The organism is Sporosarcina jeotgali (assembly GCF_033304595.1).
Taxonomy (GTDB): domain Bacteria; phylum Bacillota; class Bacilli; order Bacillales_A; family Planococcaceae; genus Sporosarcina; species Sporosarcina jeotgali.
In genome coordinates, this window is record NZ_CP116341.1 from 3,027,064 (window position 1) to 3,042,749 (window position 15,686).

The window sequence follows — 15,686 nt, forward strand, 5'->3', positions numbered from 1 at the left end:
GTGGATTTTTCATTCTATTATACACGTTCTGCTTTCCGTCCAATTAGTTTGTAATACACCAGATACAACGAGGGAATCATCACCAATGTAAACAAACTAGAGAACGCCAGACCTGCAATGATGGTAATTGCCAGCGCTTCGAACAATGGGTCACCCGAGACAGCCACTGGAATCAAAGCTACAATTGACGTAAGAGTCGTCAAAATGATTGGTTTGATACGCGCGTAGCCTGATTCAATAATCGCTTCAATGACATCCATGTTGCCTAGGAGACGGCGCGCTTCTACGAAATCGATTAACACCACCGCGTTTCGCACAACAATCCCCGTCAATGAGACAATCCCCATGACACCCAGGAAGCTGAGAGGCGTCTGTGTGATGAACAATCCAAGTATCGCCCCAGAAATACCAAGATACACTGCGAACAGCACAAGGAACGGCAGACTGAACGACTTGAATTGGAACGCAATAACTAAGTACACGAGCAACAGAACGACTAAGAACAGAATACCGATTTCAGCAAAGAATGCCTGCTGATCTGAATTCTCTCCGCCAGTCGAGATTGTATAACCTTCAGGGAGATCTTTCTTTTCTGCATCCGCTGCGTCTAACATATCTGCTTTGAATCCGTCTGCATCGCCATAGGCTTTCAGCGTAATCGCACGCTCTCCTTTTTCATGAGGAACTTGAGCAATAAGAGATGTTTTTTCTGAAGAAAGCAATTCATCCAACGGAACGAGTTTAGGCGGGCCTTGAGTCGTCATGGAAGGAACAACACTTTGTGAAAGGTCGACTGCCTCCCCTTCGTTTACACCTTTTTCTTTTAATACGACTTGCTTTGAAATATCGCCTTCATACAACTTGAACAAAGGAACCCCCTGCGTCAGCAGTTGCAGCTGATTCGTCACTAAGCTTAAGGAAATTCCATTGTCCTCAAGCGCTTGACGATCCGGGACATACTGGATTGCCGGGATGGGTTCTCCTAAGTTATCCGTTACAATGTCGGCACCTTTTTTAAGCAAACGGTCTTTCAAATCATCTCGCAGCTGAGCGAGCTGATCGATATTATCCCCTTTTATCGTCACGGTCACCGGTGCACCCACAGGCGGTCCTTGAACAATTGTATCCAAGAAAATCTCCGCATCTCCAAAGCGGCTGCGTAATTCCGGTTCCCACTTGTCAATGAATTCAGAAGCACTTGTATGCTCTTTCTTAATGCGGAATACGGCTTGCCCGGTATTTTCGCCAGTATTATCCATAGAAGCAGCAAACAAATTCGGTAACCCGCTGCCTGTGAAAATTGCAGTTTCTTTTACATTTTTATCTTCACTTGAAACTTCGTCAATCATCTTTTGGATTTCGTTATTCGTTTCATCTATTGTCGTACCTGCTGCGAGTCGGACGTTCATGGTTACTTCTTCTTTATCCGCAGCCGGGAAGAATTCGAACGGTGTCAGCATCGCTAAGAATAACAGTCCTGTCGCGATAACCAACCCGCCTATTCCTACGAGTAAGGGTCGTTTTAAAACAGTGCGCAATACTTTTTCTGAATAGAATACAGCGATTTTCTCCAAAGGCTTTCCTAAGAATCCTGGAGTATCTGATATTTTTTTATTGCGTTTTTTTGTTTTGATGAATTGAAGCATGGGAACGAGCGTTACCGATAATACAGTTGAAGCAATGATGGTTGTGATTAATATACTTGGCAGTGCTTTAATGAATGCACCGTTTCCCCCCGAAAGCAATAGCAGCGGTGAAAACGTGACAACAATCGCCAAACTGGAAGAGATAATGGATGTATAAACTTCTTTAACGCCATTGACAGCCCCGTCCAGAGGTGAATCTCCAAGTTTGTACCGCCGCTGAATGTTGTCATTCACGACGATGCTGTCATCGACCAGAATCCCGATGGCGATAATAAGCCCGATTACTGAAATCTGGTTCAAGTCAACCCCCATCAATGGAATTGGAATGAGTCCGACAAGCACAGACGCGAGAACGGTCAATGCAACTGCAAACGAACCGTACAGTGTCAGTCCCGCTGTTGTCACTACAAGAACAGCAATAACTGCGATGAGTAATGAGATATACAAACTATTGAATATTGAGTTCACGTTATTGGCTTGAGATTCATACGTGTGCGCTGTTACTTCATTAGGGAGATCTTCAATATATTGATCCATCTTCTTTGCAATGGTTTTATCCATGGAAGGAATATCTTGACCCGGCTGAAGGAAAACCGTGTAGGAAATTGCAGATTGGCCTTCGAACGTGACAATGTCCTTTGCCTCTTTGGCTGCTTCTCCAATATCCGCTAACTTAGCGAGGGGAACTGCAGCATCTCCAATTTGTAATTGTTTCAGCTTTTCAATGCCCTCATCTTGTTTCACTGTCAAGACGAGACGTTCCTTGCCGTCATCGTGTGTACCGAGCGAAAGCGGCTGATTGGCTTGCTGCAGCACACTGAGTACGTCAAATGGCTGCAATCGATTTTCAGCTAATTTGGCAGGATCCAGCGTAATCATCACTTGCTTTTCTGCAAAACCTTTGACGGTTGTTCCCGCAACTCCTTCTATAGACTGAAGCTCATCTGACAATGTGCCAAACGAAGTTTCTAACTCTGCAAGAGCTTTTTCGTCCCCTGTGAACATGTACGAAACGAGCGGAAACGCCAAATCGAGTTTTTTCACTTCAGGTGTCTGTGCGTTTTCCGGCAACTCACTGGCTGATCGCTGAACTTCCTGCTGCAATTTGTTAATCGTCTGCTCGGAATCAATCCCATCTTTTAATGACAGGGTAATAATTGAAGCAGAGTTGGCAGAAACGGACTTCATCGTATCAATTCCATCTACTTTTTTCACAGCCCGCTCTAATGGATTCGTTACGCTCCTCTCCACTTCTTCCGGTTCTGCTCCTGGTAGAATGGAAGATACCATTACCAGATCTACAGGCGTTTCAGGAATTTCACGTTTCGGCAGCGTTAAGAACGTATAAACTCCAACTAGCATGAGAATGAAAATAAGGAAAATAAATAACTTGCTCCGTTTTAATAGATAGGCCATGGTTTTTCTTCCTCTCTTAATCCGATAGCGCTTACAGTGTATTATTGCTTCTTTCCTTTATCATGACATAGCCGTCTATCAATCACAATTGTGGAAACTCTGAATGAAGACCAATAATTGTTTGACAATGACTTTGTAATCTTGTACATTACATAAGGACGAACAATTACAGTTCGGCCAAACAAATTATTCGCTTTTAGGAGTGTTCAATAATGGATGTAGTATTCGATTATGAAGATATTCAACTGATTCCCGCAAAATGCATCGTTGACAGCCGTTCTGAATGTGATACTTCTGTCACACTGGGTAAGCATACGTTCCGTTTACCGGTTGTCCCTGCTAATATGCAAACAATCATCGATGAAAAGATTGCTATTCAACTCGCTGAAGGCGGTTACTTCTATATTATGCACCGTTTTGACCCTGCATCACGCCCGGCATTCATCCGTGACATGCATAGCCGCGGACTGATTGCTTCAATTAGTGTCGGTGTTAAAGAAGACGAGTATGGATTTGTTGAACAGCTCGCTGCAGATTCATTGATTCCAGATTATATTACAATCGATATCGCACACGGTCATTCAAACGCCGTGATTCGTATGATTCAACATATAAAGAAGCATTTGCCTGAGAGTTTCGTAATCGCAGGCAACGTCGGTACACCAGAAGCCGTTCGTGAACTTGAGAACGCTGGCGCTGACGCAACGAAGGTCGGAATTGGACCTGGTAAAGTTTGTATCACTAAGATTAAAACTGGTTTCGGTACAGGCGGCTGGCAGCTTGCTGCACTTCGCTGGTGTGCAAAAGCGGCATCGAAGCCGATTATCGCAGATGGCGGAATCCGTACACACGGCGACATCGCGAAGTCTGTCCGTTTTGGTGCAAGCATGGTCATGATCGGTTCACTATTTGCAGGTCACGAAGAGTCACCTGGGCAAACAGTAGAACGTGACGGCGAACAGTTCAAGGAATACTTCGGTTCTGCTTCAGAGTTCCAAAAGGGCGAGAAGAAAAACGTTGAAGGTAAAAAAATGTTCGTGGAATACAAGGGTCCTCTCCAAGATACGCTGACAGAGATGGAACAAGACTTGCAGTCATCGATTTCTTATGCAGGCGGCAAGAAGCTGGACGCGATCCGTACGGTGGATTATGCAATCGTGAAAAACTCTATCTTTAATGGAGATAAAGTTTATTAATAAATGATTTACTGTGCTGATTTGCCCTTCAGGTAAATCACTTGAATCATTACAAAAACCGGAATCCCTTTAAGGGGGGCTCCGGTTTTGTTGTGGTTATAGAGAGAAGATTGAGATGAAAATGATTCCGATTGTTAATGAAAGGACGACTGATAGGATAATGGCGATAACGACCGTAACAAGAACAACGCCAAGACCGCGCCATGCAGAGAATCCATGCACTAGACCGATTCCTTTGCATGAAATTACTGTACTGTAAATCCCGATTGCAAATGTCAGGAACATAGAGATTAAGTACACACCCATTGGCAAGTTCGTAATCGCAAATGCTTCAGCAGGCGGCGCTTCGAATGCTAATTTTCCGTAACCTAAAATGACTAGATAATTGACGGGTGCCAGCCAAATTGTTGGCAACGTGGTGCCCGGGACTACGCGGAGCATTTCAGCAAATGTACCAGTTCCCCCGAACATCCCTTTCCCTATCCAATGGTAAATGGCTGCACCAATCACCCATGAAATGAGGGCTCCGACAAATGTGAATAAGATGAACAGCGGAATGAGTGCACCTAGCGGTAAATTGCTAAGTAACCCCGAACTTCCCGCTTGGTATCCTCCCGAAGCAAGGGCGGCAATGGCAAAAATCAGGATTGCATAGCCTGTGGTTGTCTCGTCCCTCAAGTACCGTAACGTTTCAGTTGGTTTGCTCCAAATTGTTAGCAATGGTTTTAAATTCATGAATTGTCCTCCTTAGAACTTGTCACTCCCCTTTGATAGAAAAGATGGTACACTGACTTTTAGGGGGTGGAATTTTTTGAAAAGAAAAATTGCAATTACACTCAGTACGCTCATTGTTGTACTGCTTGTTGCGCTCGTTTTTGCAGGCAATTATTTTTACGACCAAGGAATTAAGCGCGGTACCGAGGTAAAACTTCATAGCGAATCCGAAGCTGTCAATGAACTTGCCAGTGAGTCGGACCAAGCGCTGCTAAGAGAAGCAAAAATCTGGTATGCCGAGCAGCCTAAAAACACGATTACGATGCAATCCTACGATAACTTAAAGCTGAAAGCTCAATTTATCAAAAACAATAAAAACACGAATCACAACGCTGTCATTCTGGCCCATGGTTTCCGCAATACCGGTGAAGATATGGGGAAATATGCGAAGTTTTACTATGACCAAGGATTTGACGTCTTGCTCCCTGATGCGCGCGGCCATGGAGACAGTGAAGGCGATTACATCGGCTATGGCTGGCACGAACGCCTCGATTACAAAGACTGGATTAAGTATCTCATTCAACAGCATGACGCGGAACAAATCATTTTGCAAGGAAATTCCATGGGGGCCGCGACTGTTTTAATGACGAGCGGCGAGCAATTGCCGAAGCAGGTGAAAGGAATTATTGCAGACAGCTCCTATAGTACGGTAAAAAAAGAACTTGCCCATCAGCTGAAGTCCATATACGGGTTGCCGGCATTCCCTTTACTTGATGTGACAAGTGTCATCGCTAAAATCCGTGCAGGCTATACGCTTCAAGAAGCGTCCGCGGTGGATCAGGTAAGGAAAACAGAGATCCCGCTCCTTCTAATTCATGGGGATGCAGATGATCTGGTCCCAACGGAAATGGCAACTGAATTGTACGATGCAGCCAAGGGCGATAACGAGTTATGGATTGTTCCGGAAGCCGGGCATACGAAAGCATTTGACAATATTACAGGTGAGTACGAAACAAAGCTCACACAGTTTCTTGAGAAAGTACTTAATTGAATATCGGATCGCTCTCCAAATTAGGAGGGCGATTTTTTATAATAGTTTATTCTATACCTTCTATTACGATAGCATCGCTAAAAGGTTTCATTGATTGGTAGGTTACTTTTCATTCTCTGCCATTCAGGGTACGCTACGAGTAATTAAAGAATTACAGAGCAAGTGATTATAAATGATTTATATGCAGGCAATGGTCGGTTACAACGTCTGGCAGACGTTCACGATGAACCGATCACCTGGACCATCTTGTCTAGTTGAACTCGAAAGGATGGATGCAGATGAAAGTAATCATTACAGGAGATACACATATCCCGGGCAGAGGAAGTAAATTGCCGGACCGTTTACTGAATGAATGCAAAGATGCAGACTGCATCATCCATACGGGGGACTGGCGCTCTCCTGAGGTTTTTGAATCGCTCTCTGCATTAGCGGACGTAATCGGGGTTTATGGAAATGTAGATGGCGATGAAATGCGTGCTCTTGTGCCTGAGCGGCAGCTGCTGGATCTGGGTGGAATGCGGATCGGCATCGTTCACGGTCATGGAGACAAAAAGACGACCGAACAGCGTGCAGTGGACACATTTTCCGATGAGCACGTGGATGCGATTATCTACGGCCACTCCCATATTCCCGTTATCAAATACTACAAAGGACTTCTCCTGATGAACCCTGGTTCGCCAACAGATAAAAGAAAGCTGCCGTTTTATTCGTTCATCACACTGGATATCGGAGACGAAATTCTCCCTGAGCTTATTCTATTTCGTGATAAATCATAATGCGGCTCACTGAATGATTCACGCTTCGATACATATACTACTGGCGAATTGAACAGGAGGAGTTTGAATGATGGAAGAGTATTCAGCAGATGGGGTACTACAAAGTTATAAAGAAAGCATAGGCCAGTTCACTGAACAAATGCCCGAGATTGGGAGCGGGTTCCACTCCTTTACCGAGAGCTGCTTTGCAGATGGAGCGCTGGACGGGAAACAGAAACAGCTGATTGCACTGGCAGTGAGTGTTTACGCAAACGATAAAACCTGTATGACTTTCCATGCAAAGGGATGTGTCGATGCTGGCTGCACCGAACAAGAAGTGTTAGAGGCATGCAGTGTAGCCGCTGCATTAGGAAGCGGTGCCGTGATGAGTCGGACGGTTACTTGTTTAAGCGGGATGTTCCAACAATTTCAGAAGTGATGATGATTGCTGCTCGTCGGACAACTTTACAGTTGTTGGCGGGTGGTTTTTTGTTGTTGGCTGCAGGGGTATGGGTGCTTTGTGAGGACGGGTTAGCGTTATGAGCAGTTTTTCGGGGTTTATGATCACTTTCCTGGGGGTTATGAGCGGTTTCCTTGGTTTATGATCACTTCCCTGCGGTTATGAGCGGTTTCCTTGGTTTATGATCACTTCCCCGCGGTTATGAGCGGTTTCCTTGGTTTATGATCACTTTCCTGTGGTTATGAGCGGTTTCCTTGGTTTATGATCACTTTCCCATAGTTATGGGCGGCCTTGGGGTTATAATCACTTTTCAAGAGTTATCATTAATCTGCATAGCTACCTTCCCCTCTCCAGCTTCAGCTGTTTCAATACGTGCCGCCTGTGGTACTAGATGGAGTAGGTATGCGAAAGGGTGAGGGCATTGATTGCTATACAAATTACAATTTTACTTGCGATTGGGTACACAGCACTCACAATTGACCGCTGGCAGAAGAACTTCCCGCTGCCCGTATTTCTTGTGCTCGTCGGCATCGGCTTGTCTTTCATTCCTTACTTCGCTGCTATGTCCGTCTCAAAAGACATAATCTATGATGTTTTTTTACCTGGACTTCTATTTATCTCAGCCTATCAGTACTCTGCAAGGGCTTTAAACGCTCATAAAGGTGTAATTGGGGTTCTGAGTACTCTTGGTCTCATCTTGACGGCCGTAGTGCTCGGAGCTTTCGTCTATGCGTTTGGCGGCCTGTTCATCAGCATTTCCTTTGTAGGCGCGCTTTTGTTTGCATCCATCCTGACCCCAACAGATCCTGTGTCCGTCGTTTCTATATTGAAGCAATCTACAGATGATCCCGCCATTGCTGAAATTGTGGATGGCGAATCGATGATCAACGACGGAACAAGTGTCGTGCTGTTCGGGGTTTTGATGGGGATGTTTACAATTGACAAATCGTTTCACCTTTTTTCATTTCTGGGAGAGTTCCTTTATGTATCTATCGGTGGTGCCGGACTTGGGTTACTCATTGGCTGGCTCTTTAGTAAAGCTCTCCACCTGGCTCCCCAAAAAGAAAACCAAGTACTGCTCAGCATCGTTATTGCGTACGGAGTTTTTCATCTAGCAGAGTTCTTCGAGTTTTCCGGTGTTCTTGCAACGGTGTCTGCCGGAATCATGTTATCTGCTGAACTTGAGCGCACAACGAACGAAAAAGAGTATCGGGCTGCACTTAACGGCTTTTGGGAAGTCGTTGAACCTGCATTGCTCTCCTTGCTATTCCTATTGATCGGCATTACATCTGCGAAGTACCTGCTATTTAATCATTGGATTCTGGCAATCGTCATCTTTGTTGTATCCATAGTTATTCGATTTTTGGTTATCGCCGGAACCATGCAGGTTTTTGATGGATTAAAACAGCGCATCAGCTTTAGCGACGCTTTCCTTCTCTCGTGGTCAGGCATTCGGGGTACGATGTCCGTCTTCCTGCTGCTCAGTTTGGAAGCAGAAGCTGATGGTCATGCTGACATCATCATTTCACTGGGATTTGCAGTCGTCTTTCTGTCTCTCGTTTTTCAAAGTATCGGGATTTATCCACTATCGAAACGATTGGCCCGTCACTAACTTCTGTTAGTCAGATTCTATTTTCAGCAGCTGCATTCGTTCTGTAAACAAACTTCTATAGGACAGGAAGCCAAGAAACACACTCGTCATCGCTGCTGTCGCAAGCAATAAAAACACAACGAGCAGTTGAAATTGAACCGCCTGGATTGGATCTGCTCCTGCAATGATTTGGCCGCTCATCATCCCTGGCAGCTGAACGATCCCAATTGTCTTCTGGCTTTCAATGGTAGGGATCATGCTCGCCTGAATTGCTTTCAATAATTGACGATTGATGGATTGTTTCGGGGTACCGCCCAATGATAAAATCAATTCACTTTCGTCTCGATGTGCTTCGACTTCTGCAGTGAAACGGTTTAAAAACAAGATTGCCAGCACCATCGAGTTGCCGATCACCATTCCGCTAAGTGAAATAATGTATTGAGCTGTTGCGGGAACAATATGTAATCCAAGCAATACGGTTTGCGTCAGCACTTCAATCGCAGCAAATGTGACAAACAGTTTCCAGGTGATTCCTTTAATCGCTTTCCCTTTATGGCGCGCATTCTGGACCGCTGCTACAATCATGAGCAGCACCATTAATAGGATGAATACAGGATGTTCGGAATCGAATACAAACTTTAATACGAATCCTACTGCTATGAGCTGAATCGTCGATCGAAGCGTTGCAACAATCGTATCCCGTTCCAGTCCCAAGTTCAGCGTTTTCGACAGCAATAATGGGATGAATACAAAGATCAGCGTTAAACTTAATGTCATCCAGCTCATGACAGCGCTCCTTTCACAAATCGCTTCACATGCACGTCTTCTGACGCATTAATCTCTTCTTTAGTACCGGCTTCACGCAATTCCCCATCAACCATTACCCAGTAATACTCCCCTATCCGACTTGCCTGTTCCAAATTATGAGTAATCCAAACGATGGTAATTTTCCCGGTATCATTCAATTTGACAATTAACTCTTCAATTTCCTGAAGCGATGCAGGATCGAGAGAAGCTGTGATTTCATCTAATAATAAGATTTTCGATTGATTTAATAGCGTGCGTGCAATGGATACTTTTTGCTTCTGCCCCCCTGAAAGTTCTCGGGCATCGCGTGCTAGAAGCGATAAGGGCAGGCCAACCTGTTCCATCGTGGCTTTTGCTTGTTCATCTGATAAGATTTGTCCGCGCAGTTGTAATGGAAGTGCTAAATTATCGCGGACCGTTCCCTGAACCATCGGAGAACTTTGCAGCACAATACCAACATGCCTTCTAACAGAAACTGGGGACTTTTCTTCAATTCGCTTTCCATCTATGTAAATTTTACCTTCTGTCGGACTAATAAGACCGTTGCATAACTTTAACAATGTCGTTTTTCCTGCTCCTGAAGGTCCGATTAATGCTGTGATTTTACCAGCAGGAAATTGACCGCTCACATCTTTAATAATGTCGGTATGATTGACACCATAACTTACATGATTTAACTCAAGAGCGATTGGTGAAGGTGGAATACTTCGCTTTTCTTGACTCATATGATTCAACTCCTAACGTATTGAATTGCCTATTCTTACACAACCTGATTCTTCCGATTTATTCCATCCAATGACCTATTGTAATTTTACCATTTCGATCAATAATCAAACCATACCATATCTTGTTCTCTAAGGAGGTCACACGATGTACATCTCGTTCATACACAAAAAAAGACGGGTTACCCCGCCGGTTCTCATTGCAAGCAGTTTTTTAGTTACGATAGTCATCGGGACCTTGCTGCTTAAACTTCCTTTTGCAACAACCATTCCAATCACTTGGACAAATGCGCTGTTTACTGCCACATCCGCGACAACGGTTACAGGATTAAGTGTATTTGATGTGGGTTCTACTCTTACGCTATTCGGCGAAATAGTACTTCTAGCTCTCATCCAAATAGGCGGCGTTGGATTAATGGCTTTCGCGGTTGCACTTTTAATGGTTCTTGGACGAAAAGTGGGGATGAAAAACCGGATATTTCTTCAAGAATCATTCAGTCAGCAATCGCTCGGAGGAACGGTTAAATTTTTGAGAAGCATTCTGGCATTCGTATTCGTAACAGAAGGTATCGCATTTATTTTATTATCATTTTTTTGGATCCCAGAGTTCGGTTTGAAACATGGTCTTTACTATAGTCTATTTCATGTCATTTCCGCTTTTAACAATGCGGGATTCTCTTTATTTCCTGATAACTTAATGGGATTTGCGGGCAGTCTACCTGTAACGCTCATTTTATCTTCACTTTTCATCATCGGGGGACTTGGTTTTACAGTAGTCATGGAGGTTATCGCAAAACGCTCTCCAAAACAATGGTCTCTTCATACGAAAATGATGCTGGCCGGAACACTCACGGTTAACCTGATCGCTGCATTTTTGCTGTTCGCGTTGGAATATCACAACACGAAAACTATCGGCAGCATGTCTTTCGGGGACAAAGTGCTGACCTCCTATTTCCAAGCTGTCACACCCAGGACAGCTGGATTCAACATGGTATCCATCGGTGATATGGAGAGCAGTTCCCTCCTTCTTACATTGTTGCTCATGTTCATCGGAGGGGGCAGCGCTTCTACAGCGTCAGGTATTAAACTGACAACGTTCATCGTCATTGTAGTGGCCACGCTCGCTTATTTCAGAGGGATGACAGAGCCCCACTTATTTAAGCGCACGATTAAATCGGAAATCATCTTCCGCTCACTTGCAATTGCGGCTGTTAGTTCTATGCTCGTATTTACAGCGTTCTTCTTGTTGACTGTTACGGAAAAAATGCCATTCATTGATTTGTTAATGGAAACGGTATCCGCATTCGGAACAGTTGGCTTGTCAGTTGGGATTACGGGTGATTTGAGTCCCGTGGGAGAATGGATTATCTGCGGAGTTATGTTTTTAGGCAGAATCGGCCCCCTCACACTATTCTTCATGCTGATCCGGCCTAAGAAAGAGACCTTCAAGTATTCTTACGACCGTGTTCATACAGGATGACAAAAAGATACCGCCCTGAGTCTGCCAGTGCAGATGCAGAGCGGTATTGTGTTAGGCATCGATTATTCAGACGGGGTTGAATGGTAACTTTTTAGTTATGATCACTTTTTAAGTTTTATGATCACTTCTCTCGAGTTATGATCGTCTTTACAGACTTATGATCATATTTCTGGTGTTGTGATCACATTCACAGGGTTATGAGCACTATTTGGCATTTATGATCATTTCCCTGTGTTTATGAGCAGATTATCACCTTTGCACGCCCCTCATTGCGATCCCGTTAGTCAATCTTCAATAAATCATAAGGAGTGATAATCCCGATCAACTTTTCATTATGTCCGGCATTCTCCGTAATTAGCAGCGCTTCGAGACGTGATCCTTTTGTAATTGCTCTCTTGAAATAATCTTCCGCTTCGTACACAGATAGATCTCTTTTGACAAATTCGAACGATTCCTTACGTTTTTCATAGTTGTAGACGTCAGAGAGTGTCGGTATTTCCCGGGAAATAGAATCTTCTGTCGATTGGCCAGCGAGCCAGTGAGTAATACCGGCAGCTGTAATGAGTCCTTTGAACTTTTCATTTTCGTAAATCGGAACCTGGCCAAATTTATTATCACGCATTAGCCTAAGGGCAGATGTAAGGGGATCTGATGCTTGCAATGTATGTACCTTACAACCGAACAAGGCACCCACATTCAACGGATTGCTTACTTTGCGTTCAATCAATTCAATCAGTTCCACGATATCATCATGCGGTTCGGCAATCACGTAGTCCAGCCCGGTTCGGTGATGAATAATCGCATTCCGTAAATCACCAAACTCCCGCAAGTCCTCTTCATAATTACGGACTACCGAGTTTTTGATTTTCGCTTTTTCAATGAGACGATAAAAAGGCAGAAAACCACTCTCATCTACTTTTTTAGAAAGTGTTTTTTCAATACGATTGTAGGCAATAATAAAGCGATCTGAATTTTTCACAGACATGTCTTCATCAACTCCTTACAATGAGTATACCCATTAAATTCGATTGAATCGCAAAAAAAGCCGTCCCTGTAGAAAGGGACGGCTTCTCCATTTGGTTGCTTATTCAGCAACTCCCCACTTATAACGATCAGATTCTGTACCTGGCTCGATTGAGTAGTTTACAACGCGCTTATTAGCTGCTTCAAGAGCGTAACGGTATACAGTTGGTGCAACCGGAACGTCTTCATACATTAGCTCTTGCCATTGATTGTAGATATCTTTACGGTACTCTAAGTCAAATGCTTTTTCAGAAGTACCAGCTTTCAACAACTCATCGTTCTTTTCGCTAGTATAGCGAGTGTAGTTGAATGATGCTGTACGGCCATATAGACCAGATGGATCTGGGTCAGAACCAGTTCCCCAAGCACCTTGGTAGATGTCAATCTTAGGATCATCATTTTCAACCATGTCGTAGAATGCGTTGAAGTCGTGCAGACGACCGTCAACTAGTTCAACTTTCAAACCAATGTCAGCCCAGTTTTGCATGTAAGCTTTTGCGATTGGCTCAGCAGTTTCTCCACCTGACATAGAAGCGAAGTTGATAACCAATTTTTCACCGTTCTGATCTTCACGGAATCCGTCGCCATCTTTATCTTCAAAGCCAGCGTCGTCAAGAAGTTGTTTTGCTTTTTCCGGGTCAAACATGCGTCCTTCAACGCTCTTATCGTGGAAGCTTTCAAATACAGGAATGATTAGTGATGTTGCTGGGAAACGAAGACCGTGGTAAAGTTTTTCACCGATTGTCGCGTTATCCATTGCATACCACATTGCCTGACGAAGTTCTTTGCTTGCCATTTTTGCATCTGGATCTGTTACGTTTTCTTTCTTAGCTGCATCCCACTTACCTTGTTTGAAACCGATGTACGTGTATGCATAGTCAACTTGAGCAAGAAGTTCAATATTATCTACGTCTTTTACTGTTTCATACTGGTCAGCAGGGATCGTAGCAATATCCACGTCACCTTTTTTGATTGATTCAACAATTGTTGCTGGACTTACTACTTTTTGAACGATTGACTTAAGAGCAGGCTTGCCTCTCCAGTAGTCGTCGTTACGAGAATAAAGAACTGACTCGCCTGGTACGATTTTGTCAATTTTGTAAGGACCGAAACCAATTGGATTTACACGGATTTTGTCTGAAGACTCAAGATCCTTAATCGTTGTTTCACCAGTCATAATATCTCCAACGTGGTGACGAGGAGTTGCATATGACCAGAATCCTGAAAGGATTGAAGGTGTTGCTTCAGTGAACGTAAACTTCATCTCTTGATCGTCAATGATTTCGATACCAGAGATTTCTTTTGTTTTACCTTCGTGATATTCAGGCATACCTACTACGTTTTCAATCATGAAATCATAACGGTTTCCTGCGTAATCAGGATGGCCGAGTAGTTGATAAGAGTAAAGAAGGTCGCTTGTTTTGACAGGCTCCCCATCATGCCATTTTACGCCGTCTTTGATTTTTAAAGTTAGTGTTTTGTTATCTTCTGAAAGTTCATATGTTGCAGCACCCTCGTTAGTGATCAAATAGTCACCATCTGTGTCAAGAAGTCCTTCATCGAAGAAACTAAGGATTTCCGCATCATACGTACCTGAATAGAAGTTACGGTTCAATGTTCCTTCGAATGGCTCTCCGGCAACCATGGCTACTGTCATTTCGCCATCTTCCATTGCTTCAGCGTCATTAGACACTGAAAGTGGAAAATCGATATCTGCTGCATTTTCACCAGAGCCTTGTTCTGTTTTTTCGTTATCTTTTCCTTTATCTTTCCCTTTGTCCTTGTCTTTTCCGCCATCAGCACTATCGTCGCCATTACAAGCAGCCAGGAACACGCTGAGGACGAGCATTAGACTTGCCAGCAACATAAAACTTCTTTTCTTCAATTGTCTTACCTCCCCTTTTTTTTAAGCCAATCTTTGTCTTGCATCCGACGCGCGTTTCACCGCTTGCCCGATGTAATTTATACACAGCATCATTACTAGAATCAGTAATGCTGCGGGTAACCAAACCCACCATTTGTTTTGAACGATATCCGGATTCGTCGCAAACGCGATCAATGTCCCAAGAGACGGTGTACTTGCCGGAAGTCCAAAACCTAGAAATGTTAAACTGGTCTCAAGACCGATGTTGATAGCGAGCGTCAACGTCATATTTACAATGACAAGTGAGCTAAGGTTAGGGAACATTTCAAAAACCATGATCTTCCAATTTGGGGTGCCGAGTGTTTTGGATGCATTGATATAATCCAATTCCCGTTCGGCAAGACCTTTAGATCGGATGAGTCTGGCCTTTCCAAACCAGGCGAACGCACTCATTATTAAGACGAATGTGAACACTGAGTAATCCGGAACGATTACGATAAATACAATGATGAACATCAAACTAGGCAATACCATTAAGAAGTCTATTATTCTCATAATGATGTTATCTACAAAACCGCCAAAATATCCTGCGATTAGACCGATTGTTAAACCAAACAAACCGGCAATAAGTGTCACGCTGAGTCCAATTGTAAATGAGTTTCTCGTTCCAAGAAGTAATTGGCCGAATACATCTCGTCCGCCATCATCCGTACCAAGCAGATGAGTTTCGGATGGTCTCTCCCATGTTTCTAAGAAATTAACACGCTGCAGTTGTTCCTGATCAATAAATAACGGTGAACTATACGCGGTGATAATAATACCAAGTAGTAAAACTAACGAAACCAGTGCCAGCTTATCGTGTCTAATTTCCCGCCAAATCGTTTTTAAAAGTGACGGGTTACTCGCTTTTTCTTTAGCGATTAATTCTTTTTGATTTACTGTAACCATCTCTTATTCCCTC

At 43.7% G+C, this 15,686-nt stretch carries 13 protein-coding genes; 6 read left to right on the forward strand and 7 right to left on the reverse strand.

Annotated elements, in window-relative coordinates; translation table 11 throughout:
• Positions 1-17: 17 nt before the first annotated feature.
• Positions 18-3,062, reverse strand: coding sequence for an efflux RND transporter permease subunit (locus tag PGH26_RS15305; RefSeq protein ID WP_323691871.1), 3,045 nt, complete (start codon positions 3,060-3,062; stop codon positions 18-20).
• Positions 3,063-3,274: 212 nt separating this feature from the next.
• Between PGH26_RS15305 and guaC the strand changes: the two genes are divergently transcribed.
• Positions 3,275-4,258: a GMP reductase gene (guaC, locus tag PGH26_RS15310; RefSeq protein ID WP_323691872.1), complete on the forward strand. Its 984-nt coding sequence runs from the start codon at positions 3,275-3,277 to the stop codon at positions 4,256-4,258.
• A 96-nt stretch (positions 4,259-4,354) separates the two neighbouring features.
• Here guaC and PGH26_RS15315 read toward each other — a convergent pair whose 3' ends face one another.
• On the reverse strand, positions 4,355-4,993 hold the full coding sequence (locus tag PGH26_RS15315; protein WP_323691873.1) for a YIP1 family protein: 639 nt from the start codon (positions 4,991-4,993) through the stop codon (positions 4,355-4,357).
• Between the two features lie 76 nt (positions 4,994-5,069).
• Here PGH26_RS15315 and PGH26_RS15320 point away from each other — a divergent pair, with 76 nt between their 5' ends.
• The 4 genes from PGH26_RS15320 (at position 5,070) to PGH26_RS15335 (ending at position 8,850) form a co-directional block, all read left to right on the forward strand.
• Positions 5,070-6,023 carry an alpha/beta hydrolase gene (locus tag PGH26_RS15320; RefSeq protein WP_323691874.1) on the forward strand — a complete coding sequence of 318 codons (954 nt, stop codon included), beginning with the start codon at positions 5,070-5,072 and terminating at the stop codon, positions 6,021-6,023.
• 278 nt (positions 6,024-6,301) lie between these two features.
• On the forward strand, positions 6,302-6,799 hold the full coding sequence (locus PGH26_RS15325) for a metallophosphoesterase family protein (protein WP_323691875.1): 498 nt from the start codon (positions 6,302-6,304) through the stop codon (positions 6,797-6,799).
• Between the two features lie 67 nt (positions 6,800-6,866).
• A complete protein-coding gene (locus tag PGH26_RS15330) occupies positions 6,867-7,217 on the forward strand; it encodes a carboxymuconolactone decarboxylase family protein (protein WP_323691876.1) in 351 nt (116 codons plus the stop codon).
• Positions 7,218-7,659: 442 nt separating this feature from the next.
• Positions 7,660-8,850: a cation:proton antiporter gene (locus tag PGH26_RS15335; RefSeq protein ID WP_323691877.1), complete on the forward strand. Its 1,191-nt coding sequence runs from the start codon at positions 7,660-7,662 to the stop codon at positions 8,848-8,850.
• Positions 8,851-8,856: 6 nt separating this feature from the next.
• On the opposite strand, the gene PGH26_RS15340 is transcribed toward PGH26_RS15335, so the two are convergent.
• On the reverse strand, positions 8,857-9,615 hold the full coding sequence (locus PGH26_RS15340) for an ABC transporter permease (RefSeq protein WP_323691878.1): 759 nt from the start codon (positions 9,613-9,615) through the stop codon (positions 8,857-8,859).
• Positions 9,612-10,361: an ABC transporter ATP-binding protein gene (locus tag PGH26_RS15345; protein WP_323691879.1), complete on the reverse strand. Its 750-nt coding sequence runs from the start codon at positions 10,359-10,361 to the stop codon at positions 9,612-9,614. Before PGH26_RS15345 ends, PGH26_RS15340 begins: the two co-directional genes overlap by 4 nt.
• Before the next feature lie 145 nt (positions 10,362-10,506).
• On the opposite strand from PGH26_RS15345, the gene PGH26_RS15350 reads away from it, so the two are divergent.
• Complete coding sequence (locus PGH26_RS15350; RefSeq protein WP_323691880.1) at positions 10,507-11,838, forward strand: TrkH family potassium uptake protein; 1,332 nt, start codon at positions 10,507-10,509, stop codon at positions 11,836-11,838.
• Between the two features lie 280 nt (positions 11,839-12,118).
• Here the strand turns inward: PGH26_RS15350 and PGH26_RS15355 are convergent, their stop codons facing one another.
• The 3 genes from PGH26_RS15355 to PGH26_RS15365 form a co-directional block, all read right to left on the reverse strand.
• Positions 12,119-12,823, reverse strand: a complete 705-nt coding sequence (locus PGH26_RS15355) for a CBS domain-containing protein (protein WP_323691881.1) — start codon at positions 12,821-12,823, stop codon at positions 12,119-12,121.
• A gap of 99 nt (positions 12,824-12,922) precedes the next feature.
• Positions 12,923-14,746, reverse strand: coding sequence for an oligopeptide ABC transporter substrate-binding protein (opp4A, locus tag PGH26_RS15360; protein WP_323691882.1), 1,824 nt, complete (start codon positions 14,744-14,746; stop codon positions 12,923-12,925).
• A 21-nt stretch (positions 14,747-14,767) separates the two neighbouring features.
• Positions 14,768-15,673: an ABC transporter permease gene (locus PGH26_RS15365; protein ID WP_323691883.1), complete on the reverse strand. Its 906-nt coding sequence runs from the start codon at positions 15,671-15,673 to the stop codon at positions 14,768-14,770.
• Positions 15,674-15,686 lie beyond the last annotated feature (13 nt).